The 24,968-nt window shown below is 37.1% G+C and carries 23 protein-coding genes, 1 riboswitch and 1 other annotated feature; of the genes, 4 read left to right on the top strand and 19 right to left on the bottom strand.

Going from position 1 to position 24,968, the window contains the following annotated elements; translation table 11 throughout:
* Positions 1-183: 183 nt before the first annotated feature.
* The 13 genes from ABNX05_RS12560 to hpaB all read right to left on the bottom strand — a co-directional run bounded on the left by ABNX05_RS12560 (position 184) and on the right by hpaB (position 14,490).
* A complete protein-coding gene (locus ABNX05_RS12560) occupies positions 184-1,371 on the bottom strand; it encodes an acyl-CoA dehydrogenase family protein (protein WP_349660059.1) in 1,188 nt (395 codons plus the stop codon).
* Positions 1,371-2,714: an LLM class flavin-dependent oxidoreductase gene (locus ABNX05_RS12555; RefSeq protein WP_349660058.1), complete on the bottom strand. Its 1,344-nt coding sequence runs from the start codon at positions 2,712-2,714 to the stop codon at positions 1,371-1,373. Before ABNX05_RS12555 ends, ABNX05_RS12560 begins: the two co-directional genes overlap by 1 nt.
* A gap of 79 nt (positions 2,715-2,793) precedes the next feature.
* A complete protein-coding gene (locus tag ABNX05_RS12550) occupies positions 2,794-3,630 on the bottom strand; it encodes a MetQ/NlpA family ABC transporter substrate-binding protein (RefSeq protein ID WP_349660057.1) in 837 nt (278 codons plus the stop codon).
* Positions 3,631-3,642: 12 nt separating this feature from the next.
* A complete protein-coding gene (locus tag ABNX05_RS12545; RefSeq protein ID WP_197144998.1) occupies positions 3,643-4,296 on the bottom strand; it encodes a methionine ABC transporter permease in 654 nt (217 codons plus the stop codon).
* A complete protein-coding gene (locus tag ABNX05_RS12540; RefSeq protein WP_349660056.1) occupies positions 4,238-5,317 on the bottom strand; it encodes a methionine ABC transporter ATP-binding protein in 1,080 nt (359 codons plus the stop codon). Before ABNX05_RS12540 ends, ABNX05_RS12545 begins: the two co-directional genes overlap by 59 nt.
* A gap of 47 nt (positions 5,318-5,364) precedes the next feature.
* The gene (locus tag ABNX05_RS12535; RefSeq protein ID WP_349660055.1) at positions 5,365-6,177 is read right to left on the bottom strand and encodes a MetQ/NlpA family ABC transporter substrate-binding protein; all 813 of its coding nucleotides are present in this window, start codon (positions 6,175-6,177) and stop codon (positions 5,365-5,367) included.
* Positions 6,178-6,496: 319 nt separating this feature from the next.
* On the bottom strand, positions 6,497-7,024 hold the full coding sequence (locus tag ABNX05_RS12530) for a DUF1292 domain-containing protein (RefSeq protein WP_349660054.1): 528 nt from the start codon (positions 7,022-7,024) through the stop codon (positions 6,497-6,499).
* Between the two features lie 382 nt (positions 7,025-7,406).
* Positions 7,407-7,715: a DUF1292 domain-containing protein gene (locus tag ABNX05_RS12525; protein WP_049667728.1), complete on the bottom strand. Its 309-nt coding sequence runs from the start codon at positions 7,713-7,715 to the stop codon at positions 7,407-7,409.
* Between the two features lie 18 nt (positions 7,716-7,733).
* Positions 7,734-8,150, bottom strand: a complete 417-nt coding sequence (gene ruvX, locus ABNX05_RS12520; RefSeq protein WP_197145001.1) for a Holliday junction resolvase RuvX — start codon at positions 8,148-8,150, stop codon at positions 7,734-7,736.
* Positions 8,151-8,152: 2 nt separating this feature from the next.
* Complete coding sequence (locus ABNX05_RS12515) at positions 8,153-8,419, bottom strand: IreB family regulatory phosphoprotein (protein ID WP_004226839.1); 267 nt, start codon at positions 8,417-8,419, stop codon at positions 8,153-8,155.
* 89 nt (positions 8,420-8,508) lie between these two features.
* The gene (alaS, locus tag ABNX05_RS12510; RefSeq protein ID WP_349660053.1) at positions 8,509-11,169 is read right to left on the bottom strand and encodes an alanine--tRNA ligase; all 2,661 of its coding nucleotides are present in this window, start codon (positions 11,167-11,169) and stop codon (positions 8,509-8,511) included.
* A gap of 78 nt (positions 11,170-11,247) precedes the next feature.
* Positions 11,248-11,462 (bottom strand) — a binding site (T-box leader).
* Positions 11,463-11,532: 70 nt separating this feature from the next.
* Complete coding sequence (locus ABNX05_RS12505; RefSeq protein WP_349660052.1) at positions 11,533-12,498, bottom strand: magnesium transporter CorA family protein; 966 nt, start codon at positions 12,496-12,498, stop codon at positions 11,533-11,535.
* Between the two features lie 285 nt (positions 12,499-12,783).
* Positions 12,784-12,949: riboswitch (M-box (ykoK) riboswitch) on the bottom strand.
* 104 nt (positions 12,950-13,053) lie between these two features.
* Positions 13,054-14,490, bottom strand: coding sequence for a 4-hydroxyphenylacetate 3-monooxygenase, oxygenase component (gene hpaB / locus ABNX05_RS12500; RefSeq protein WP_349660051.1), 1,437 nt, complete (start codon positions 14,488-14,490; stop codon positions 13,054-13,056).
* Positions 14,491-14,833: 343 nt separating this feature from the next.
* Here hpaB and ABNX05_RS12495 point away from each other — a divergent pair, with 343 nt between their 5' ends.
* Positions 14,834-15,022: a hypothetical protein gene (locus ABNX05_RS12495; protein ID WP_079562842.1), complete on the top strand. Its 189-nt coding sequence runs from the start codon at positions 14,834-14,836 to the stop codon at positions 15,020-15,022.
* A gap of 47 nt (positions 15,023-15,069) precedes the next feature.
* Here the strand turns inward: ABNX05_RS12495 and recD2 are convergent, their stop codons facing one another.
* Positions 15,070-17,502, bottom strand: a complete 2,433-nt coding sequence (gene recD2 / locus ABNX05_RS12490; RefSeq protein ID WP_349660050.1) for an SF1B family DNA helicase RecD2 — start codon at positions 17,500-17,502, stop codon at positions 15,070-15,072.
* A gap of 264 nt (positions 17,503-17,766) precedes the next feature.
* Between recD2 and hisA the strand changes: the two genes are divergently transcribed.
* Positions 17,767-18,534: a phosphoribosylformimino-5-aminoimidazole carboxamide ribotide isomerase gene (hisA, locus tag ABNX05_RS12485; protein ID WP_349660049.1), complete on the top strand. Its 768-nt coding sequence runs from the start codon at positions 17,767-17,769 to the stop codon at positions 18,532-18,534.
* Between the two features lie 254 nt (positions 18,535-18,788).
* Positions 18,789-19,532, top strand: a complete 744-nt coding sequence (locus ABNX05_RS12480; RefSeq protein ID WP_349660048.1) for a GTP pyrophosphokinase — start codon at positions 18,789-18,791, stop codon at positions 19,530-19,532.
* A gap of 309 nt (positions 19,533-19,841) precedes the next feature.
* On the opposite strand, the gene ABNX05_RS12475 is transcribed toward ABNX05_RS12480, so the two are convergent.
* Complete coding sequence (locus tag ABNX05_RS12475) at positions 19,842-20,243, bottom strand: helix-turn-helix domain-containing protein (protein ID WP_349660047.1); 402 nt, start codon at positions 20,241-20,243, stop codon at positions 19,842-19,844.
* A gap of 429 nt (positions 20,244-20,672) precedes the next feature.
* Between ABNX05_RS12475 and ABNX05_RS12470 the strand changes: the two genes are divergently transcribed.
* Positions 20,673-20,954 carry a 3-isopropylmalate dehydrogenase gene (locus ABNX05_RS12470; protein ID WP_349660046.1) on the top strand — a complete coding sequence of 94 codons (282 nt, stop codon included), beginning with the start codon at positions 20,673-20,675 and terminating at the stop codon, positions 20,952-20,954.
* Positions 20,955-21,079: 125 nt separating this feature from the next.
* Here ABNX05_RS12470 and ABNX05_RS12465 read toward each other — a convergent pair whose 3' ends face one another.
* From ABNX05_RS12465 to cymR, 4 genes are all read right to left on the bottom strand, one after another.
* The gene (locus ABNX05_RS12465; RefSeq protein WP_349660045.1) at positions 21,080-21,739 is read right to left on the bottom strand and encodes a tetratricopeptide repeat protein; all 660 of its coding nucleotides are present in this window, start codon (positions 21,737-21,739) and stop codon (positions 21,080-21,082) included.
* 84 nt (positions 21,740-21,823) lie between these two features.
* The gene (gene mnmA, locus ABNX05_RS12460) at positions 21,824-22,948 is read right to left on the bottom strand and encodes a tRNA 2-thiouridine(34) synthase MnmA (protein ID WP_349660044.1); all 1,125 of its coding nucleotides are present in this window, start codon (positions 22,946-22,948) and stop codon (positions 21,824-21,826) included.
* 246 nt (positions 22,949-23,194) lie between these two features.
* The gene (locus ABNX05_RS12455) at positions 23,195-24,343 is read right to left on the bottom strand and encodes a cysteine desulfurase family protein (RefSeq protein ID WP_349660043.1); all 1,149 of its coding nucleotides are present in this window, start codon (positions 24,341-24,343) and stop codon (positions 23,195-23,197) included.
* 82 nt (positions 24,344-24,425) lie between these two features.
* A complete protein-coding gene (gene cymR / locus ABNX05_RS12450; RefSeq protein ID WP_053484768.1) occupies positions 24,426-24,845 on the bottom strand; it encodes a cysteine metabolism transcriptional regulator CymR in 420 nt (139 codons plus the stop codon).
* Positions 24,846-24,968 lie beyond the last annotated feature (123 nt).

Raw genomic sequence — 24,968 nt, 5'->3', positions numbered from 1 at the left:
TTTTAAAGCATTGATAACATACTAGAGAAAACTAGATAGATAATAATGGGTCGTTTTGATCATTTGGAATGGAAAGCCCCTTTCATAGAAAACAAAAATCTGCCAACAATATTGTTAGCAGACTAGGTAATATTTTTTCCACAATAACGGTTGGAAAACATAAACATGAAGATAAAGTGATACCTATAATTGAAAAGCTCCTTGTTTGACATCGACTAATAATCCCTTTGCAAGCTGTGTTATAACTACATCATCTGCCGGAGGATTAAAGCGACTACATTGAACATCTCGAAATAGTCGCTGTAATTTACTAGTTTTAGACAGACTTCGTCCACCAACAACTTGCATAGCTTTTGTTACGATATCAATGGCATTATTACAAATGACATACTTTGCAATGCTAACATCTTCAGAAAGTCGATCCTTTATCGCAGGATTTTGCTCTACTTGCGCTGCAATACTATACAATGTTCGACGTGCCGTTTGATAAAGTATTTCTATTTCACCAATTTTTTGTTGGACATGACTTGCGTGAGCGATTGTATTTTCTAAACTGTATGAATAAGTATTTTTAGCAAAATCTATTGCATAATCCCTAGCAGCTCCTGCAACCCCTAAGTAAACAGCTGGAATTTCTAATGAATAGACACGACCATCAGCTAAAAAACGGTTTATTTCATTTGGACGATGCTTGTATAGCAATGCCTCTTCCTGAATAAACGTGTCATGAAAAATAATATCATGACTACCTGTTGCACGCATTCCCATTGCATTCCAAGTATTAACAACCTCTACCTGATCATTTTTAGTTACTAAAAATTCTGCTGTTAAATTCTCTTCTTCTATATAGGCGATAATCGTAAATTGTTTTAAAATGGGGGCTAAGGAAGCAAAAGCCTTTTCACCTGTAATGATATAGCCTCCAGGCACTTTTTTTGCAATTGTACCAGGTAAACTTCCACGAGAAATATTACCTTTCCCTCGTTCGCTATTGATAATATTTAATAGAGAACCTTCTTTAACTGCTTTACGACTTAATTCCGCAAATATTGGCTCGGGCCACGTCTTTGCCTCACGAACGTTCAAAAAGGTTAATAAGTGCCAACCAACAGACAATGCCGTAGAACCATCGCCTTTTGCTAATTGTTCCTGTACTAATAACATTTCATAAAGAGAAATTTCCTCACCGCCGTATTTTTTCGGCACGGTTAATTTAAAATAGCCAGCGTCCTCTAAAATTTTAAATTGCTCAAACGGAAATTCTCCACTCTCATCATATTTACCAGCAGTCTTGTCAATTTGTTGTGCCAATTCACTAGCATATTGAACTAGCTTTTGCTCACGTTCGTTGCGAATATAAACATCACTCATCAATGAGTCACCTTACTTTTCGTAAATCGATTTTGTGGTTTTTTGAGTCCTAAATGTTCCCTTAGTGTTGAGCCTGTATACTCTTTCCGATAAATACCCCGCTCTTGTAAAATAGGCACAACCTTGTTCACAAAGTCTTCTATATCGCGTGGTAATAATGAAAACTGTAACATAAAGCCATCTGCCGCTTCCTCTGTAATCCAGCGCTCCATCTCATCAGCAATTTGTGTTGGTGTTCCAACAAAGGCATCGCGCTTCGCAGGACCAAATAGGCGTGCATATAATTCGCCCACCTTTAAATTTTCTTTTTTGATAATTTCTAAATGCTCATAGAAATGACTTTGAATACTGTTGACTTTAGGAAAATCCACTTCAATTGCAGGTGTATCTAACGAGTATTTAGAAAAATCCACATTTCCCATATAGCCCGAAACAAATTTTAAACTTTCATATGGGTCAACCAACGCCTGTAATTCATTATACTTACGGATAGCCTCTTCCTCAGTATCCCCCACAATTGGCGATATCCCTTGGAACACAAGAAGCTCCTCCTCGGTGCGTCCAAATGGAGCAAGCTGTGCCTTTAAATGACGATAATGCACCTTGGACTTTTCAATATCGTCCCAATGAACAAAAACGACCTCCGCTGTTCGCGCTGCTAATTTTTGCCCTGGTTTTGAAGCACCAGCTTGAATAATAACAGGCTGCCCCTGAACGGAACGTGCAATATTCAATGGACCTTTCACGGATAAATATTCGCCTTTAAAAGCGGTCTCATGTACTTTATTGCGATCATAAAAAATATTATTATCACGGTCGTAGACAAAAGCATCGTCCTCCCATGAATCCCATAATGATTGAACTACATCGATAAATTCCTCCGCACGTTCGTAACGATGATCGTGCTCCCAATGCTTGTCACGGCTAAAGTTTAAAGCCGTCTCTCCTGTCGCATCTGCTGTTGTCACTAGATTCCAACCTACTCTCCCTTCACTAATATGGTCTACGGACATTAGCTGTCGCGCTAATACATATGGCTCACTATATGTGGTTGATGCAGTGGCACCAAGGCCAATTTTTGTTGTCGCAGCTGCCAAAGCTGTAATCTGTATAAGAGGATCAAAGCGATTTAAAATATGTGGATGTGATTCATGATTGATTGCTAAACTATCCGCAACAAAAGCAATATCAAACTTACCCTTTTCAGCTATTTGCGCCACCTTTTGTAAAGCTTTCATATCGATGCTTGCATTAACTTTTGCTGAAGGATGTTTCCAAGCTGCAACATGCATACCTGCCCCAATTAAATATAATGCAAGCTTTAACTCTTTTTTCTTAGTCATTTTGTCGTCATCTCCCTTTCATATGAATCAATTTCACTATCCATATATAAACAAAGACATTTGGTCAATATAGTGTTGGTCAATGAAGGTAAAATTCCTTCCATGTAGCTAATTCATCTAAAGGCATTTTCACAGGAATATAATTCCCATTGGAAATATCTTTAATGAATTTAGCCGTCTCTTCACGCTGATAAATGCCAATAATTTTTTTCAATGTCTCATTGTCCTTTTCTTCAGGTCTTGCCACAATGACATTAATAAAAGGTTTCGCCGTTTCATTTTCATGAATGATTGCATCTTTCAATAGCAGTCCTGCTTCGACAGCAACCCCATTATTAATGATTGCAAAATCGGCATCCTCCATAACCCTCGGTGTCGTCGCACCATCTACTGGTAAAATGTTTAATTTTTTCGGATTATCTTTAATCCGATCCTCTCCACCATTGCCATCAAAATTATCCGTAACCGTCAGTAATCCATTCTCCTGTAACAGCAATAACGCTCTACCCCAGTTTGAAGGATCATTTGGTACAGCAATTTTGGCGCCCTCTTTCATATCATCCAAGGATTTATATTTGTTAGAATATAAGCCTATCGGAGCCATGATCGTTGTGCCAATTGCCTGTAAATCTGTATCGTTACTCGTATTAAATAAATTTAAGTAAGCGATATGCTGAAATGCATTTATATCAACCTCCCCCTCCGCCAATGCTTGGTTCGGGTCATATTGTGCTGAGAATGTCACTAAATCGAGATTTATATCTTCCTTAGCAGCCTGTTTTTTTATATACTCCCATGTTTTCAATTCCGAGCTGCGGATTCCAACCTTCACAGCATCTTTTTCATCTGCTTTTGCACAAGCAACTAGTAGGAATAGTAATGCTATTAAACCGAAAAAATAATTTAGTTTCCTCATATCAATTCTCCTTTATGACACTCTGCGTAATTTTCGTTCAAGACTATTTCCAATACTTTGAATGATTTGTACGAGTACTACTAGAATCACCACTGTGACTAAAATCGTGACATTGTCAAAGCGTTGATAGCCGTAAGTAATGGCTACATCACCAAGGCCACCTCCTCCAACTGCCCCTGCCATTGCAGTCGCCCCAATAAGCCCAATTGTTGCCGTCGTAACACTTAATATTAAAGAGGGGAAAGCTTCAGGTAGTAAAAACTTTTGAATAATTTGAAGTGGAGATGCACCCATTGCCTTGGCTGCTTCAATAATGCCTTCATCCACTTCCAATAATGAATTTTCTATTAATCTTGATATATATGGACCGATATGCAACACGAGTGGCACAATGGCAGCTGTCGTACCTATTGCTGTTCCAACGAGCAAGCGTGTAAATGGAATGATAGCAACAAGCAAAATAATGAACGGAATGGAGCGCAAAGTATTAACGATGGGATTGATGATTGAGAAAATTATTGTATTTTCAAGAATATGCCCTTTTCTCGTCACAACTAAAGTAATCCCTAAAATAAAGCCTAAAATCGCACCAAAAAATAACGAAATACTAACCATGTACAGCGTGTCTAACACTGCGTCGATAATGATTTGTGAGCTCACCTTCATGTGCAATAACCTCCTCTATTTGAATATCTTTCGTTCGAATAAATTGATGTGCCTTTTCTATTTCTTTGTCTACGCCAACTAGTTCAACGATTAAATTACCAAAGGGAATCCCTTGTAGCTCTGTAATATTGCCAAACAATACATTTACATCAACATCAAACTTTTTTGCTACTTGAGAGACAACTGGTTGCCCAACGTCTACACCTATAAATTTCAGGTTATAAATTTTTTTAGAATGATCTATCGTTTTAAGTTGCTCGTAGACAGATTGTGGAATTTCATCTCGAACTACCGATTGTACAAAGTTTTTAGTTGTCTCCTCTTGCGGTGAAGAAAAAACTTCAAGTACATTGCCTGTTTCGATAACTTTTCCATTTTCCATAACAGCTACACGATTGCAAATATCCCTTATGACTTCCATTTCATGTGTAATCATTAAAATGGTAATGCCGTACTCAATATTAACTCGCTTGAGTAACTCCAATATAGATTTAGTCGTTTGTGGATCAAGAGCGGAAGTCGCCTCATCACATAATAAAATAGTTGGCTTTGTGACAAGTGCACGAGCAATGCCCACTCTCTGCTTTTGTCCACCTGACAGTTCATCGATAAAACGCTCGGCTTTGTCCTGTAAACCGACAAATGCCAAAACTTCACTTACTTGATCTTCAATTTTCGATTTTTTTATGCCACTTAATACTAATGGCATCGCTACATTTTCAAAGACGGTTTTAGAACGGAGAAGATTGAAGTGTTGAAAAATCATACCAATGTTTTTCTTTTCCTCGCGAAGCTGCTTTTTACTTAATGTTGTCAGCTCTTTGCCATTCACAAGAACGCGACCAGACGTTGGTTCCTCCAGTAAGTTCACTGTCCGTATTAATGTACTTTTGCCAGCACCGCTAAAGCCGATAACACCAAAAACATCACCCTTTTGAATCGTTAAATTAATATGATTTAATGCTGTTACAACGGTTGTTCCTACCTGAAATTCCTTTGTCGTTTCGATAAATTCAATCATTTCACGTCTACCTCCTTAGCATTTCATTTATTTTTGATACGCCCGACTTAAAATGCTGGAACGACAGCCCCTTTATACTGATCTTCAAAAAAAGTACGCGCCTTTTCGCTCGTCAGCCATTTAACGACTGTTTGAATTGCTGGATCATTTTGCTTTTCTTTTGTCGTCGCAATAATATTGACATATGGCGATTCGGGTCCTTCGATAATAAGTGCATCTTCCACAGGGTTATAGCCCCCTTCTAAGGCGTAGTTCGTATTAATTGCCGAAGCGTCTACATCATCTAGTGAACGAGCTAATAACTGAGAATCAACACCGATAAATTGAATATTTTTTTTGTTTTTTGTAATATCCTCGATTGTAAAATCATTTTCCTTTGCTTTATTCAATTCGATTAGTCCATTATTCTGAAATAGTAGTAAAGCCCGAGAAAAATTGACGACATCATTTGGAACGGAAACCTTTGCGTTTTGCGGTAAATCATTTATATTTTTGATTTTTTTAGCGTACACACCAAATGGTTCTATATGAATTCCTTTTACACTCACTAAATCTAAATGGCTTTCTTTATTTGTTTGTTCTAAAAACGGAATGTGTTGAAAGTAATTGAAATCTAGTTCACCATCTGCCGTTTGCTGATTTGTTTGAACAGCATCTTTTAAAATGGAAATGTCTAATTTCACGCCATCTTTTTCAAGATCCTTTGCTAAATACTCTAATACTTCCGCATGTGGTACATTGGCTGCCCCTACCTTTAATGATGTGACTGTTTCGTCTTTACTCGCTTCTCCTTTGTTTGTGCAGCCTACCAACAAACCTATCACTAGTGCACCGACTAGCAGTCCCCATATTGTCCTCATTTTCAATTTCCTCCTTTGTAAATAAACTTACTTGGTTTAATGTAAAACAAATCTTATCTGTTTACTTATGATTGGTCAACGTTTGATATCTCGTTTTGTTTATAGATATTTAAAAATTCAGACAAAATAAAATACAAGAAATTTAATTTTCTCTAGAAAAATATATAAATTCGCTCGAAAATACATAAATTTCATTTTTATATAGAACGTTTTACATAATAGATAGAAATTTTCTATTAATACTTCTCAGGCGTCGCTCCATGTTAATCGTTACTCAATAAAAAAACTCTGAGTAGCAAGTCACTACTCAGAGCTCTAATTACAATTCATTTAATACATCTTCAACAAATGCCCATTCTTCATCTGTTTCAATTGGTAATAAATCTTCAATCGTTCCGTCATTTCCAGATACGTATTGAGAAGCAAAAATATCTCGATCCTCTATTGGCTCGTCCGTTTCTAGAACATAAAGTACATAAGATTTGCCAAATTGTTCTGATGAAAATGTATGAATAACTTCACATACTTGATCTGCCCCATGCTCATCTGTAATTGTAAATTGCTGTGGCCCTTCTTCAAACTCGTCTAGAAGTGTCAGGACTACTTCATTAATCATTTCCCATTCTGCCTCTGTTTCAACAGGCTGTAAATTTGTCATTTCTCCATTGTTATCATCATAATCAAATGTCATAGCAGAAATGTCACCAGGAATTTCATTACCATCTTCGTCGATTAACGAAAACAATACATATGATTTTTCTTCTGCATCGAAGGTGAAAACAACACGACATTTTTGCTCTTTGCCATTCTCTCCAATAATCAGAAATTCTTGCGTTTCTTCGTTCATTTAATTTCCTCCTTAACAGTCTTATGGCTCATTACCATAACGTGTGGTTGATTTCCATTTCGGAACAATATATAGGGCATGTATATAAATGTCCTCCACAACTTTTAGTAATGAGCCAGCTTTATTCTTTCAAAAGTAAAAAAGGAACAAGGAGTGCTTGTTGCCATCCTTGTTCCACACTTATCAATTATGCCTCGGCATAATTGCGTCCGGAATCGGCTTTGTGCATGCACAAAAAACTCCTTTCCGATTCCGTGACATCCGCCGGAGGCTTTAACTTCTTTCAGGACACTTGCTGAAAAGTGACTTATAGCCGTATGCATCTCTCCACCTATAGAGTTGAGAGATGCATACTGAAAGAAGTTAGTGACTACGATGATGATTATTCTTCGTTTTCATCCTCTAAAGCGTTTAATACGTCTTCTACCATATCCCACTCTGCTTCAGTTTCGATTGGTGTTAACTCACCATCTTCACCATTTTCAGATGGAACGAATGAAGATACGAAGATTTCAACAGAGCCATCCTCATCTTCTTCTGCGCCTACCATAGAGTAAAATACGTATGATTTGCCAAATTCAGCTGATTCATGTACGTGAATCACTTCACAAAGCTGTTCATTTCCGTTCTCATCAATTACTGTAATGTGTTGTACGTGTAGTTCTTCTTCATGGTTATGCTCTTGTGCCATGGCTTGTCACCTCATCAATTAATTTTTGCTATCCAAATAGCCTTGTAAAATCATCACAGCAGCCATTTTATCAATGACTTGCTTACGCTTTTTGCGACTTACGTCTGCTTCGATTAGCATACGCTCAGCAGCCATCGTTGTTAAACGCTCATCCCAAAGCTTAACCGGTAATGAAAATGTTTCTTCTAAAAGCTTTTTATAGTTTTCAGAAGCCTCCCCACGCGGTCCAACCGTATTATTCATGTTTTTCGGGTATCCTACAACAAATTCTGTTATAGCATACTCCTTTACTAGCTCAGCTATTCGCTCAATGCCGAACTCGCCGTTAGCTTCATCAATCTTTACGGTTTCAATACCTTGGGCCGTCCACCCTAAAGCATCACTAACAGCAACGCCAACGGTTTTTGACCCAACGTCTAATCCCATAATTCTCATTTCTAGTCCTCGTTATTCTTTTTAATATAAAACTTAACAAGCTCTTCTAGAATTTCGTCACGCTCAAGCTTGCGAATTAAATTACGAGCATCCTGATGGCGAGGAATATACGCCGGATCACCAGAAAGTAAATAACCGACAATCTGATTGATAGGGTTATATCCCTTTTCCTCTAATGAAGAATGTACTTTCAACATTACCTGCTTGACTTCCTGTTCCATTGATTCTTCTGGAAAATTAAATTTCATAGTTTGATCAAATGAACTCATGACCAGCACCTCGCTTTCAGAAATAAGGAGATGTGCAAAAAAAGCTCATCTCCAATTTCTCTTTATTATAACATGTTTTGGCGTATTAATTAAATGGATTTAACATAATCATACACAGAAAGTAGTGCTTCATCAAGTTTTGATGCTTCTTTTGCACCTGCCATCGCCATATCTGGACGACCGCCACCTTTACCACCACATGCTTCTGCTACCATTTTTACGATATTTCCGGCATGGTAATTGCCACCAACTAAATCTTTTGTTACTCCAGCACATAGCATAACTTTTTCGCCATCGACAGCACCAAGAACGATAACAGCCTTAGGCATTTTAGCTTTCAAGTCATCCATCATTTGACGCAGTTGATTGTTGTCCTTCGCTTCAACTTTAGTGGAAAGAACAGTTACATCCCCAAAAGTTTGCGCCGCGTCCACAATAGCTCCTGCTTGTGCGTTGGCAATTTTTTGTGATAATGCTTCATTTTCGCGTTGTAAATCTTTGTAATCAGCTTGCAACGCTTGTACTTTTGTTACAAGATCTTTTGGATTTGCTTTTAATAATGCTGCCGCTTCGTTTAATAAAGCTTCTTCCTCTTTTACGGCTTCATAAGCAACTTTACCTGTCACAGCCTCGATTCGACGAGTACCTGCACCGATACCACCTTCTGAAACAATTTTGAAGAAGCCAATTTCAGAAGAGCGTTTTACGTGTAAACCACCGCAAAGTTCAATAGAGTAATCCCCAATTGATACAACGCGAACGATATCGCCATATTTCTCACCGAATAGTGCCATTGCTCCCATAGCTTTCGCTTCATCGATACCTTTTTCTTCAATAACGACTTCTATATCATCCCACACTTTTTCATTTACAATACGTTCAATTTGTTGTAATTCCTCTTTTGTCACTTGTCCAAAGTGAGAGAAATCAAAGCGTAAACGGTCTGGTCCTACATATGACCCAGCTTGGCTAACATGGTCGCCTAGTACATCTTTTAATGCACGTTGCATAATATGTGTTGCTGTATGGTTTTTAATAATTAAATTACGTTCATCACGGTTAACTACTGCTTTTACAGCATCTTCAACATGCATTTCTCCTGATTCTACAAGTACAGTATGAAGCGGCTGACCATTTGGAGCTTTTTGTACATCTTTAACAATGGCAGTAAAGCTATCATTAGCAATCACACCGCTATCTGCAATTTGACCACCCATTTCAGCATAGAATGGTGTTTTAGCTAAAATAACTAATGCTTCTTGCCCTTCAGATGCTACTTTTGATACTTGGCCGTTCACAATGATCGCTGCCACTTCTGTTTTTGTCGTTAATGTATCATAGCCTACAAATTCACTTGCAACCGTCAAGTTTGCTAGCACTTCGTTTTGTACTTGCATAGAATCCACATCTTGACGAGCTGCACGTGCGCGTTCACGTTGTGCTTCCATTGCTACCTCAAAGCCTTCATGATCTACCTTCATGCCTACTTCTTCCGCATACTCTTCTGTTAATTCAATTGGGAAACCGTAAGTATCATATAAACGGAATGCATCTGCACCCGGAATATAGTCATGGCCTGCTGCTTTTTGAGCTTCTACCACTTCGTTAAAGATAGCAAGACCACCGTCTAATGTTTCATGGAAGCGAAGTTCTTCATTTTTAATAACACGTTGGATAAACTCGCATTTTTCCGTTACTTCTGGGTAGAAATCATTCATAATTTCACCAACAGTTGGTACTAATTCAAACATAAATGGCTTCTCAATACCAATTTGTTTTGCATAGCGCACAGCACGACGTAGTAAACGACGTAATACATATCCACGACCTTCATTTGAAGGAAGAGCACCATCCCCAATAGCAAACGCCACTGTACGAATATGGTCAGCGATTACCTTAAATGGTGTATTGATATCTTCTTCTGAACCGAAGATTTCACTTAGTGCTACTTCACCTGGACGTTTGTATTTGCGATTTGCTAACTGCTCGATTTTTTCAATAATAGGCATGAATAAATCAGTATCAAAGTTCGTTGGAACATTTTGAACTACCGATACGATACGCTCTAGCCCCATACCAGTATCAATATTTTGCTTCGGAAGTGGTGTATATGTGCCATCAGGATTATGGTTGAATTGAGAGAACACCAAGTTCCAAATTTCTAGATAGCGTTCATTTTCACCACCTGGATACATTTCTGGATCAGTTTCATCTGAACCATATTCTTCCCCACGGTCATAAAAAATTTCTGAGTTAGGACCTGAAGGACCTTCACCGATATCCCAGAAGTTCCCTTCTAGACGGATTAAGCGCTCTTCCGGAATACCAATTTCGTTATGCCAAACGTCATACGCTTCTTGATCTTCAGGATGGATCGTAATCGATAAAAGTTCTGGATCAAAGCCCATCCATTTTTTATCCGTTAAGAACTCCCAAGCATAATGAATAGCTTCTTTTTTAAAGTAATCACCAATTGAGAAGTTACCTAACATTTCAAAAAACGTATGGTGACGAGCTGTTTTACCTACGTTTTCAATATCGTTTGTACGAATTGATTTTTGGGCATTTGTAATACGTGGATTTTCAGGAATGATACGACCATCGAAATATGGTTTAAGTGTTGCAACACCTGAGTTAATCCAAAGTAATGATGGGTCATTGATCGGCACAAGTGGTGCTGATGGCTCATGATGATGGCCTTTTTCTTTAAAGAATTCTAGATACATGCGGCGAATTTCTACTGCTTTCATTTGAAAAGTTCCTCCCTATATGTTTTGTAAAATTACGAGATGAATCCGCAAATAAACATAAAAAAGCCCTCATCCCCAAAAAGGGACGAGGACTTGTAATTTGTCTCGCGGTACCACCCTAGTTGTAAGTAAAAGTATACTTACCTCTTTAGCACTTGTAACGTAAGTGAACGGCAGGGATTAACTGCACTCTGGAGTAGCTTTCGGTATTCGTTATAGTGAGGATTTTTTCAGCCAAGAAATCCCTTTCTTTTACACGCACAAATACGTACTTATTCCATCATCGTTTTTTACAATTTTCTAACGAGAATTATAAAAAAAATATGTTCTTCTGTCAATTGGCACTATAATTGCTAATCATAACTAAGCAATCATTTTTTTAAAATAAGCCCACATTCCCCAAGTAAAAATGACTAGGAACACACTAATTGTTATTGTTGCTATTGGGGAATCTTGATATGGCAACGGCACATTCATTCCAAAAAAGCTTGTAATTACTGATAAAGGCAACATAATAGTCGAGATGACAGTTAATAAATTGAGCTTTTCAATCGATTTACCACTTATAATAGAAAAATACGTATCTAGCGTACTATTTACCAAATCTCTATAAGTTTCTGTTGATTCTACAATTCGTTCTAGATGGTCATTTAAATCTTTATAGAAAGGTATATTTCCCTCACGAATTTCAAATTTCCACTGACCATTACTATTTGAAAAAATTCTTTTTTGCGGCATAATTGCTTGTCGAATTAAAATAATAGTTCGTTTTAATGCAAGGAATTCTTCTGTAACTTCTTTTGGTTCATATTCATATATTTCTTCTTCAAGCTCATCTATCCGTGCTCTAATTCTTTCTAAAACCGGGAAATATTCATCCGTAATTCCATCGATAATCGTATGCAATAGAAAATCGGAACCCTTATCTAAATACTTTGTACTGTTTAAGCAAACATTCTCTATGTGACCTAGCCATTTAAGTTTCTGTTTATGAACCGTTACAACATAGTTAGGACCCATAAAAATATTTAATTCTACTGTTGTTATTTCATTGCTGCTTTTTTCGTTATAAATTGGTGCATGAAAAACGAAAAATTTATATTCTCCGTAATTATCCATCTTAGGACGTGAGCCTTCATGAAGACAATCCTCAACTGCTAATGGGTGGAAACCAAATATTTCGGCTATATCATTCAATTCATTGTAGTTGTATGCATATAAATCAACCCATAACAAATCCTCTGTATGAAGGTTATGGTTAAATTTTTTAATATCAAAATTATGCTGTACTGTGTTATTTCCTTTTTTAAAATAATTAATTTTAATCATTGTTCTTCACCTCATGTTTTATTATTTAAGGGAAACAAACAGGTGACGTTATTGATTGTAATTTAGCTTGTTTTAGAAGCATTTCTCATCAATACCCATTTGTTTTGACGATAAGAAATCGACAATCCTTACTTGTTTACTACTACTTAACATTTTCGTATTCGGTTCAGGGCTACTATCCATTTCTCATCACCTTCCTTAAATAACAAAAACACGCCTTCTACGAATGAAGGCGTGTTGAATACACATAACAAAGAACAGTATCGTTAAAAACACTACTCTGCTTTCTTCCTTCAAACGTTGAGTTTTAGCACTATGCGGCATAGGGATTACACCAGCTACGTTAAAAAACACCTTATTTCGATGATTTCTGTTGACCCATTGGCGTCTCTCGACATTTTTGGGCAGTAGCGTATCTCCAGCATAGGAGCCTCACCTAACGAAGGGATTGCTATTTAGTTATTTTATAGTTCCTGTAAATCATAGTGTAAAGTAAAGTAATTGTCAAACAAATAAGAAAAATAAATAGTATTGCTAGTTCTGACTTCTAGAAAATTAATTGTTATTTTTTAAAAAATTATCTACACGACTAACTAATTCTTCCCTATTGTAAGAATTATAAAGCGCGCTAGCTAAACGGACAGGGTCTCCAAAGAAAAAACGCTCATACAGTGTTTGTCGAGTACCAAAGTTACTCATCGTTAAATCCCACGCTAAACGGAATTTTTCAACGCGCTCCTCTCCACCATCTTGAAAAGACTGCAAATAATGCTCAAGGTCGCTGTCATCCGACGCAAATGCTTTTTCACTTGGAATGGACATTAATCCGCTCGCGCCAAGTAACTGGATAATTTCTGTAAAAGTCGGATACACTTTAGGAAAAATCTGAATGGCTACTTGTACTGTCGCATGGTCAGGTCTTAGAAAACCAAAAGCATCTCTTTTTGCTTCTATTTCAGACTTTAACAGTAAAGCCTTCATCGTTTCTAATGCCACGATAATATCAACAACCTTTTGCTGCACATGTTGGTATTCGCCGATATTTATCGTATTTACAATTGATTGTACAACACCTAAGACAAATTCTGTTTTGACAATTTGACGTGTAAGAACTTGATGTAGACCATATGTTTGAAAACCACTTACGTTCAAAAAGCTATTGGCAACTTCCACATTCTCATAATAAAAGACGCGTTCCCACGGCACTACAACATTATCAAACACAACGATTGCATCCATTTCCTCGTAACGACTACTTAATGGATAATCAAAAGCCGATTCCCCTCCGACAAATGATTGCCTACATAAAAATTTTAATCCTTTTGTATTACTTGGTATTGAGAAAGCAAAGCCTTTACCTTCATCATAGCCATTTGTTGATATAACAAGGAGTTCGTCTGTAATTCCTCCTTGTGTCGCTAGCAGTCTCGCACCTTTAATTACTAACCCTTCACTCGTTTTATCTACAATTTTAGCAGCTATAATAACATCTTCATCTTCATAATAAAATTTTCGGCGATTTACTTGTGGCTCGATGAATGTATGTGTCATAGTTAAATCGTTTTCACGGGCATACTCATAAAATTTTAATAAATGCTGAGGGAAACAATTTGGCTTATCTTTTAAATACTCCGCAGCGGATGCTAAAGCCATTAACGTCGTATTCATATAATCCGGACTTCTACCCATAAGGCCATTATTGGATAATGCCCATTGTCGTGCAGCATTGCGTCTTTTCACGAGATCTTCGACTGACATCACCTGAAGAAAAGACATACCTACACGGTTATTACTCGATGGCGAAACATATGTCATCTCCTCGAACAATGCATCTTCATTTTGTAAATCAAAAAGCCTTGCCTGACTCTTCATAACCCCCTTAAATGCTGGATGCTCCGACACTTTCCCTGAGACAACCTTCCCATCAATCGAAATGTAGGTTTGCAAAGCGTCAATACGGTCAATATATTGCTGTCCTGTAATTACTGGCATGCAGTCACCCCTAAACGTCACAAATGATTTTATACTAATTTAGTATATGAAACTTCCTAATTTAGGTTCCGTCTCAGCAAACTGTATTATATCAGACCTCAAATTCCACAAACTGTATCAGTATATAAACACAGTTAAAAATCCGCCTTTATTGCATGATTTTTCAGTTACTTTAGAGAAAAACGGTTTCAATCAGCACTTTTTAAACAAGTTCATTTTTGCGACACATTCACGAAAAAGTCTCCTTTGACTAGTACAGAATTGCTAGATTTTTTATTTATGCAGGTGTAAGATAGCTTCGAAACCAAAACGAAAACATCTTTTAAATAAAAGGAGAATATATATGAATAAACAAATCCTCTCGTACGTAGCTCAAATGGAGGCTGCTTTAATGAACAAAATGGAGGATCATAATGAAGAGAATCTTTTATTTTCTATAGCTTCAGATTTGATTGCCAAAGAAAAAGATCAATTTAAAAATGTGTGCCAAGCATATGAAGTAGTAAAACATCACTTAGTTGGTATTCACTAATCGTACAACAAAACCCGATCAATTCAGAATTGATCGGGTTTTGTATTTTACTCATCTAAGAAATCATATGGTGAGATACCATCCATGCCAATCAATGGATGGATATATGATTCTGTTTCTACAGTTAGCTTGAAATCAATGGCTTGTTTTTCATTTTGTAAATCTTCGTTTACTGGATTCGTTTCTACTTCTACAATTTCCTCTGCAACATCCATTGGATTGAGCCTTGCACGTAGAGATGTAAAGCGCTGTAAATCATCTGTACGCTGTAAGCCATCCGCTAGCACATCAGGCTCACCACATAAAATTAAGAAATTTTTCGCACGCGTAATACCTGTATATAGCAAATTACGACGCAGCATTTTAGAATACCCTCGTACAACCGGCATAATAACTGTTTGGAACTCAGATCCTTGGGATTTATGAATAGAACAACAGTAGGCAAGGGTCAATTGATTGAGGTCACTACGTTGATACGTCACTTCAATACCGTCGAATGATACAACAAGTAAATCTTGTTTCTCAATTGTTTCCTTGGCCTTGATAATACTAATTACCTCACCCATATCACCATTAAAAACATTACTTTCAGGTTGATTGACAAGCTGTAAGACTTTATCCTTTATTCGATATGTGACATCCCCAAAGACGAGCTCTTTTCTAGTACCCGTATCGTTTGGATTAATGAGCTCCTGAATCATTTTATTTAAATTATCTATTCCTGCTGGACCTTTGTACATTGGTGCAAGCACTTGGATATTTCTGATTTCTTGACCTTTCGCAACTGCACTTTTCACAACTTGAGTGACAACGCTTGCTACTTGATCTGATGCGGCTTTAATAAATGAACGATCAGACGTTTTTAACGTTAGGTCATTTGTAATATTTCCTCGTTTAATTTGGTGTGCAAGTTCAATAATAGTTGAGCCCTCGGCCTGTCGATAAACATCTGTTAATTCGACAGTAGGTATTTGCTCGGAAGCCAACAAATCCTTTAACACCTGTCCTGGTCCTACTGGCGGAAGCTGATCTTGATCGCCAACAAATACAACTTGTACATCCTCATGCAAGGATTTTAATAATTGATGCGCGAGCCAAGTATCGACCATCGACATTTCGTCAACAATAATGAGTTTCCCTGTAACCTCACGCTCGGTTTCTTCCTCTTTTTCCTGACCAGTAAAGCCTAGCAATCGATGAATCGTCATTGCGGGAAGCTCTGTCGATTCCGATAAACGCTTGGCTGCACGTCCTGTTGGAGCACATAAAATAATCGGAAAAGGCTCTTCTTTTTGTGCATATTCCTTCGGGTTTAATGATAGTCCGTGAAGCTTTGCATACACTTCTACTACTCCCCGAACAACTGTTGTTTTACCTGTACCTGGTCCACCAGTTAAAATCATAACGGCTGAGTTTAGCGCTTGTTGAATAGCATTCGCTTGTGTTTCAGCATATGTAACATTGAGCAGCTCTTCTGTTTCACCAATCGCTTTGCGTATTTCATCCTTACTAAAATGTTCAGCCTTCTTGTTACGTTCGATTAAAGCTACTATTTTTGATGCAATACCTACTTCCGAGAAATATAGGGATGGCAAATAGAGTCTCGTTTCTTCCCCACAGATTTTACTTTCCTCACGCAATTCGATGCAAGCTTTAGAAATAGTCTCAAAGGGAATTTCCTCTCGTTGGCTCTGCTCAAGCATATCTTTTACAAGTGGTAAAACATTTTCTGCATCTAAATACACATGCCCATCCGATAATGCTGCAGTATTGAGAGTATGTAGAATCGCCGCCTTTATACGGTCTGGATGATTGCCTGTAATTCCTAATTTAGAACCTAGTTCATCGGCACGAAAGAAACCTACACCTTCTACATCTTCAATTAAGCGATATGGATTTTCTGTTAATAATTCGATTGCCTCTGTGCGATACGTTTGGTAAATTTTCATGCCGAGCTGTGGTCCGAAACCCCATTCATTAAGTTGAATCATCACTCGTTCTAAACCTAGATTTTGTTCAATCGTCCGATGGATAACCTCTTTTTTTTCAGCAGATAAACGAGGTACAGCATCAAGCGCATTTGGATCCTCTAAAATAAGACGTAACGCATTTGCGCCTAGTTTTTCTACGATTGTTTCAGCAGTTTTTCTTCCGATTCCAACAAACAAATCACTCGATAAGTAATGAATAATTCCTTGCTCAGTTGCTGGCACTTCCTTTGTAAATGTCTCAATTTGAAATTGAACACCATATTTTGGATGTTGTTTCAATAATCCTGTAAAACGATATTGTTCATCCATCTGTAAAGGTGGAAAATATCCAACAACAATTATTTCTTTATCTTCATACTGTAAGTTAGTCTCTTGAATTTTCACACGAATTATCGAGTACATATTTTGTGCATTATGGAAGATAGAGACGATTGGACGTCCGAGTATAAAAAATTTATTTAGTTCAAATAAATCAAGATTATCTGCCATTTTCGGTTCGTCCTTTCCCGTTCATTTCAATCATTATATTTTACCACACCGTAACTTGAAAAATCGTTTAAAAAGAGAATTCACTAAATTTTAATCACGTATGCCTCGATATAATAATTGCTGTCGCTTCGCTTTCGTACAGTAAACAGTGCACCCGAAAGCTTTACTGAAAGAATATTTCGATAACTGACAATTCACAGTTATTATCAACCTATCCATGCTATGATATAGGTGAACTTATTGTACGGAAGGATTGTGAAGCTAATGGAATTTAGACCTTGTATCGATTTACACGATGGCAAAGTAAAACAAATTGTTGGCAGCACACTAGGTCATAAAGATCAAGAAGTTGTCGAGAACTTTATTTCAAATCATGACTCTAGTTATTATGCAAAAATGTTTGCCAAGGATCAATTAACAGGTGGTCACGTCATCATGCTAGGTGATGGAAACGAAGAGGCCGCATTAGCAGCATTAGCAGCATATCCTCAAGGATTGCAGGTTGGCGGCGGCATTACGACAGAAAATGCAAAAAAGTTTATCGATGCAGGTGCTACTCACGTTATTGTCACATCATTTATATTCAATGATGGTAAGCTCCATTTAGATCGACTCAAACAATTAGCACAAAATATTGGTAAAAAACATCTTGTCATCGACTTAAGCTGCCGTATACGCGATGGAAAATGGTTTGTTGTTACTGATAAATGGACAAAGTTTAGTGATTTTGAAGTAAATGCTGAGTCTATTGCATTTATCGAAAATTTCTGTGATGAACTACTTATTCACGCAGTTGATGTGGAAGGAAAAAAAGGCGGTATGCAGGAAAGTTTAGTGCATGATTTAGCTACCTGGACAACGATTCCTACAACATATGCTGGTGGTGTTCGATCTTTAGATGACTTAAAGAGGTTTGAAAATATATCAAATGGTAAACTTCACGTTACAATTGGTAGCGCTCTTTCAATTTTTGGTGGGAATTTACCATATTCAGACGTGGTGGATTATTGCAAAAAAGACGGGGTATTGTGATCAGCTTGATGATGAACAAATGTTACTTAAGTTTTCGAAATCTTTAAATATTGAAATTATCGTTTAACTAAGGGGACTAAACATCCCCTTTTTTTAATTTTACAATATAAATTTATGAAATAGGAATACTATACATAGATTCAGAGCACTTATTTCTATTTAGTAGTTATTTTTGTTAAGCTAGTATTGAAAATGTAAAATAATATTGCTACTTCATTATGCACATATTATTAAAAGAAAGGATTTTATGAACCATGAGAAATGAACTTGAAGCAACTACTCTAAAAACTTTACAAACAGAATTAACACGCTTCTTTTTAGTCTATAAATTCGCTTTGCAGGAAATAGAAACGAAAATAAATATTTTACAAGAAGAATTTCAGCTAATTCATGAATATAATCCGATCGAGCATTTAACAACTCGAGTAAAATCACCCAAAAGTATATTATTGAAAATGAAGAAAAATAACCTTGAGCCATCTATTGAAACGATTCGTGATAACATTCGTGATATTGCAGGTATCAGAATTACATGCTCCTTTGTAGAAGATATTTATAAAGTGAGTGCGATGATACAGGCACAAAATGATATTGAAGTTGTAGAGGTAAAAGATTATATTGCATCGCCAAAGGGAAATGGTTATCAAAGCTTGCATCTTATAATAAAGATCCCTATTTTTATGTCTGATCGTATGGAGAAGGTATATGCCGAAATTCAAATTCGTACCATTGCAATGGACTTCTGGGCTAGCCTTGAACATAAAATCTATTACAAATACAACAAGGAAGTACCTGAACATATCCGTTTTGAATTGAAGGAAGCTGCTATTCAAGTAGCTGAGCTGGATCGAAAGATGGAAAGACTGAATAAAGAAATTAATATTTTAAAAGCGAACGAAGCAGAACCTTCATTGTTAGATGCTGCCCCAATTGCACATTTAGCACAATATATTTATCAACTACCATTTAATTATCCTCCAAAGGACAATAAAGACTAAAATCAACAAGGATGCTGAAATAATTTTGGCATCCTTTCAATTTATCTACATGGCCACTCCGCATTGACGCTTTCCTCGTGCTTGGCTTCAATCTACTCGTCACTCGTTTTGAATTAACATTTCACGTCAGAAGAAACATGCGAACGCACAGAGATAAAAGTTGTTGAATGCTAACTCTGAAAATGCAGTTAACAAATAAATCAAGCAGGTTGTTTTAACGTTGGTGAGAAAACGTTTTTACTTGTTGCAAGGTGAAACTCGTACCGCTAGTTTGCTGCACTCATTAGAAAAGAAAAATAAATAACATCATTATTTTTTAATTCGAAAATTTTTCGTATAATTATACAGTTCAATACCTAGCATTAAGAGTGTTGCTAGTAAGAATCCAATCATAAAAATTTCATGTACAAGCGCAAAATACGCTATATAAATTACAATAGCAACTAAAAATAAAATTACTAGAAAATGAAACTTTACCGATTTTTCATTATTCACAATTTGCTTTTTTATATTGATGTCACCTTTAATCAAATTATCTAAACTAATATTCATTTCATCGCTTAATAAAATTAAATTTTCAATATCCGGAGCACCTTTCTCTTGTTCCCATTTTGAAATTGCTTGTCTAGTAACACCAATTTTATTTGCCAATTGTTCTTGGCTTAAATTATTATGTTTACGATAATCTAAAATCGATCTGCTAATTTTCATCTTTATCACTCCTTTTTATATTTGATACCATCACCATACCAAATTTATTTCGATTGCAAAGAAACCAATAGTATCAAGTTGGCAACGCTCCGTTGCAATTAAAATTATGCCACGGCAAAATTTCGTCCGCCAGAGGTTTTGGGCCAAAGTGATGTCAGGTCACTCCGTCGTATGTATGTTGCTGTCGCTTCGCTTTCGCACAGACAAAACACGTTGTTGCTGTCGCTTCGCTTTCGCACAGACAAAACACGTTGTTGCTGTCGCTTCGCTTTCGCACAGAAAAAACACGTTGTTGCTGCCGCTTCGCTTTCGCACAGACAAAACATGTTGTTGCTGTCGCTTCGCTTTCGCACATAAGCTTCTTACAAAAAATGTAATTATTATATAATTTAAACAGGAATTAACAAAGTTTATTAAAGGAGCGAAATAATGGATTTCTTCACAATACTTATATTTATGCTTACAATTATTGCTAACATTATAGGATTCGTTGTGTTTATAAAGAAGAAAAGTGTATATTCTGCCGCCTTAACTATATTAGGTTTAGCTATAGCATTTGGTGGAGCAGGAAGTTTATTAGCAATAGCTATTATTAATGATCCTTTTGCAATGTTTTATGGTTTGCAAATAGGGTACATTCTGATGATTAATGGCGTGATTGTATTGTTTATAGCAATTTTAATAACAGTAGTAAAGAAAGTAATAGGGTAAATTTGCGAAGAAATGTACTTATACATTCAGGGGCGTTAGTTGCATAACAGCATTAACTTATTGTTCAGCAACACAAAAGGATGCCAATATATTTTCGGCATCCTTTTCGTGTTTTTAGAACTTTTTTAATTAAAGCGCTGTGCAATCATATCATAAAGATAACGTGCTTGGTCGTATTCTGGCTGTAACGTAAAGGCTTGTTTTAAGTGGTACATAGCATCTTCTGTTTGCTCAGTAGATACCGCATATAGTACACCCAAATTGTAATGTGCATCTGCGTTATTCCAATCCTGTTCGATCAAATAATCTAATTCTTTTTTACCTTCTACGAACATTTCTAGCGCACATAGCACGATTGCATATGCTAGACGAATTTGTGTGTCTTCCGGTGCAAGCTCTGAAGCTCGTTGTAAATATGGCAGTGCAAGCTTCGGATTTTCCATTCGCTCAAAGCATTTGCCCATCATATAATACACATCTGCGCCTTCAATTTTATGCTTTAGCGCTTGTTCATAAAGCTTTACTGCCTCCGCATATCGTTCAGCGTTATAATATAAATTTGCTAAACCATAATAAGCAGTTGCTGCCGTTTCATCAACAGTGATTGCTTTTTGAAAGAAGCGTTCTGCACGTTCAGTATCCTCTAAGACCGCTAAGAGATTTCCAAAATTCACATAACCAATTGGGTTTCCTGGCTCTGCTTCAATTGCTTGTGTAAAAAGTTGTGCAGCATCCTCGTAGCGCTTTTCTTGAAAGGCTTGAATGCCCTGCTCGTTAAAATTCATCGTTTTTCTTCACCTCTATGTAGCGAAAGACTGCTTTAATTCTATACGCTTTAGAAAAAGTAGTATAAGCAGTCTTTTCGCTAATTAACCTACATATGTTAGTTTTTCGTTATTTTTAAAGACTTCGTCGATTGTACCGCCACCTAAACATTCTTCACCGTCGTATAGTACTACAGCTTGTCCTGGTGTAATCGCACGCACTGGCTCAGCAAACGTAATATGAGTACGTCCATCTTCTAAAATTTCCACTTCTACTGGTGTATCTGTTTGACGATAACGGAATTTTGCAGTGCATGAAAATTTCCCGGGCAATTTTTTTGTCGAAGTATAGCTCATTTTCACAGCAGTCAGCGAAGTAGAAAATAATGAATCATTATTGAAACCTTGTCCAACTAGCAGCACATTGCGCTCCAAATCTTTTCCTAACACGAACCAAGGTTCACCGTCGCCACCAATTCCAAGACCATGACGTTGACCAAGCGTATAGTACATTAATCCATCATGCTGGCCCATTACGACACCATCCATCGTCTCCATTTTACCAGGTTGAGCTGGTAAAAATTGACTTAAGAATTCTTTGAAATTACGCTCTCCAATAAAGCAAATTCCTGTTGAATCTTTTTTCTTCGCTGTAGCTAACCCAGCTTCCTCCGCAATTTTACGGACTTCCTTTTTCTCAATATGTCCAATTGGGAACATTACATGCGACAATTGTTCCTGTGATAATTGGTTTAAGAAATACGTTTGATCTTTATTATTATCAATACCACGAAGCATTTTCACTTCGCCATCACCACTTCGATCAACTCGAGCATAGTGACCTGTCGCTAAATAATCAGCTCCAAGATCCATCGCGTGCTCTAAAAACGCTTTAAATTTAATTTCCTTATTACACATAACATCAGGATTTGGTGTACGTCCTGCTTTATATTCTTCTAAAAAGTAAGTGAAAACCTTATCCCAATATTGCTTTTCAAAATTCACAGCATAGTAAGGAATACCGATTTGATTACATACTTTAATAACATCATCATAGTCTTCTGTAGCTGTACAAACGCCATTTTCGTCTGTATCATCCCAGTTTTTCATAAATATCCCGATTACTTCATATCCTTGTTGTTTCAGTAAATATGCAGCAACCGAAGAATCTACCCCACCCGACATGCCGACAACAACACGAATTTGTGAGGGGTCACGTGTTTCTTTCATTATGGTCACCTTTTCTTTTATTTAAATTCCATTAACAGTGTATTGATTAACCATTCGGATCATCTATTTCCGCTAAGAGTTATGCGCTTTCCCGTGGGAAACTTTGCTCTGCGACGAATACGAAGCGACAGGATCACTCGAGTAGCCCTACGTTACAATCAGTTAAATTGGCCATAAAAAAATCCTTTTATCGCTCAATAATAATCCTATTTTTTCCTAATCAACACGCCTGAATTTTTCTGCAAACTATTTTTTCGCGAGTCTTTTCACAATCGCTGTTGTTTTTTCTGCCGCATGTTGTGCATCAGCTTCTGTTAAACCTTGGCCGAAGCTAAAACGAATCGAGTTACGTAATTCCTCTGTATCTTGACCAAACATCGCAACTAATACGTGTGATGGATCAATGGAGCCAGCAGTACATGCAGAACCGCTAGATACGCAAATACCTGCCATATCCAGATTTACAAGGAATGACTCTACTTCCATACCAGAAAAACTTACATTTAAAACGTGTGGGAGCGTATTTTCTAACTCGCCATTCACATGAAATGCTAGATTTTCCTTCGTGAAAACATCCAGCATAATTTGCTTAAAGCGATTATATAGCGCACGCTTCTCTTCTCGCAACTCATTTGCAATTTGCACTGCAGTTGCAAAGCCAATCACTGCGGGCACATTTTCAGTACCTGCACGACGTTTTTTCTCATGTGCGCCACCTAATGCATAGCTAGTGAATGGTATTCCGGCTTTTTGGTATAGGAAACCAATACCTTTAGGCCCATTAATTTTATGTGCGGAAACACTTAGTAAATCAACATGTAAATCAGCAACATTAATCGACTCTAAACCATATGCTTGAACAGCATCTGTATGGAAAACAGCCTTATGCTCGCGTAGCAAATTACCAATTTCGGCAATCGGTTGAATTGTACCGACTTCATTATTACCGTACATAATCGTTACTAAAATTGTATCCTCACGCAATGCATTTCGCACGTCTTCTACAGACACACGTCCATTTTCATCTACGGGTAAATATGTCACATCAAAGCCATCTCGCTCAAGCTTCTCACAAGTATGTAACACCGCGTGATGTTCAATTTGTGTAGTAATAATGTGCTTTCCTTCAGCAGCCCGTGCATAAACAGTGCCAAAAATAGCCGTATTATCCGCCTCTGTTCCACCACTTGTTATAATAATTTCCCCAGGTTGAGCACCAATAGATTTGGCAAGTATTTCACGTGCATCATCTAAATATTTGCGCGCCTCTCGACCTATCCCATGAATACTTGATGCATTCCCATAAACTTGTTGCATTGCTGTAGTCATAGCGTTTATTACATTGTCATTCATTGGTGAAGACGCAGCATGATCGAGATAAATATATGAATTCATGTTGAAAACTCCTTTGTACGAAAAGCGCTAAAGATTCATCTCCATGCCATTGTGCAAGGAGATGTGCTTTAGCCTAGACATTTTAAATGTAGAACATATAGCCTTCCGCTACATTTTCCTCTGTATATTGTGCTAAATCTTCAATTGTCGTTGTATCTAATACATTTTTCACAGCATCACGAATACGAAGCCATAATTCTCGCTGAGGAGCTTCTTCATTTTCAATACCTTCTACTGGTTGAATAGGACCCTCTAACACACTAATTACATTAGCCGCAGAAATTTCACTTGGTGGATTTGCTAGCATATATCCACCATATGCTCCTCGCACACTTTTCACTAAGCCTGAATTACGTAATGGTGAAACTAATTGCTCTAAATATGCCTCAGAAAGCTCCTTTTCTGCAGCAATTTTTCGCAGTGGAATAGGTCCTTCTCCATAATGCTTTGCTAATTCAATCATAATCGTTAGACCATAACGGCCTTTTGTAGAAATTTTCATTTTATCACCCTCAAATAGTCTAGTCAAAATACTACAAACAGTATATCATAATCTCCTCTCGTATAACTCGGAAATACTCTCAGGAGGTTATGATATACTATTAATTGCGCCTTAGTATAGTTA

The organism is Lysinibacillus zambalensis (assembly GCF_040183165.1).
In the GTDB taxonomy this organism is placed as follows: domain Bacteria; phylum Bacillota; class Bacilli; order Bacillales_A; family Planococcaceae; genus Lysinibacillus; species Lysinibacillus zambalensis.
Note: the sequence above shows the minus strand (reverse complement) of the source record. Positions and strands in the feature narration are given on the sequence as shown.